Source organism: Streptomyces sp. 7R007, assembly GCF_054850255.1.
Map to the genome: position 1 here is coordinate 1 of NZ_JBTWMV010000155.1, position 651 is coordinate 651.

At 65.6% G+C, this 651-nt stretch carries 2 protein-coding genes; both read left to right on the forward strand.

Annotated features, from left to right (window positions below; genetic code table 11):
* On the forward strand, positions 1–337 hold a 337-nt coding region (locus tag ACYF6T_RS44565), incomplete at its 5' end, for an alpha-glucosidase C-terminal domain-containing protein (RefSeq protein WP_461703706.1).
* Positions 334–651, forward strand: a 318-nt coding sequence (locus ACYF6T_RS44570; RefSeq protein WP_461703707.1) for an alpha-amylase family glycosyl hydrolase, incomplete at its 3' end; no start/stop codon positions are given. The genes ACYF6T_RS44565 and ACYF6T_RS44570, both read left to right, overlap by 4 nt.

Consider the following 651-nt stretch of genomic DNA (forward strand, 5'->3'; position numbering starts at 1 on the left):
GGCGAACCCTGCGCTCCAGCAGCTGCGCGACCTGCACTTCCACCACGCCGACAAGGACGAGGTGATCGCGTACTCGAAGCGCAGCGGTTCGAACACTGTTCTGGTCGTCGCCAACCTCGACCCTCACCACACCCAGGAGGCCACGGTCTCGTTGGACATGCCGCAACTCGGCCTGGACTGGCACGAGTCGGTGCCGGTGCGCGACGAGCTCACCGGCGAGACCTATCACTGGGGCAGGGCCAACTATGTGCGACTCGAACCGGGCCACAGGCCCGCGCACATCCTCACCGTCCTGCGACCGTCCACCCCGCAGATCGGAGGGTCACCCACAATATGATCGTCAACGAGCCTGTTCAGGACACGTTCGAGGACACGCCCGCCAAGGACCGGGACCCGGACTGGTTCAAACGAGCCGTCTTCTACGAGGTCCTCGTACGTTCCTTCCAGGACAGCAACGGTGACGGCGTCGGCGACCTCAAGGGCCTGACCGCCAAGCTGGACTACCTCCAGTGGCTCGGCATCGACTGCATCTGGCTGCCGCCCTTCTTCCAGTCCCCGCTGCGCGACGGCGGCTACGACGTCTCCAACTACACCGCCGTGCTGCCGGAGTTCGGCGACCTGGCGGACTTCGTGGAGTTCGTGGACTCCGCG